Origin of the sequence: Citrobacter sp. wls619 (assembly GCF_005281345.1) — a bacterium.
Taxonomy (GTDB): Bacteria; Pseudomonadota; Gammaproteobacteria; order Enterobacterales; family Enterobacteriaceae; genus Citrobacter.
The window spans coordinates 1,128-1,331 of the sequence record NZ_SZXJ01000102.1 but is presented as its reverse complement, the minus strand read 5'-3'; positions in this window follow the sequence as shown (position 1 = coordinate 1,331).

The window sequence follows — 204 nt, the reverse complement described above, 5'->3', positions numbered from 1 at the left end:
TAAAACGTAATGCGATATTCTGCGAATGGCTTTAGCTTTTCTCTGCATATTTTTAGCAGCATATCCCATGTCTGAGAATATCGATTTCTTCTCTCTGTAATAACTAAAAATCATACAAATATATGATATTTGTATGATCCTTGCGATGTTATTTAATCGTTACCATTCAAGAACTAATTATCATTATATATTGCCGCAATGAAC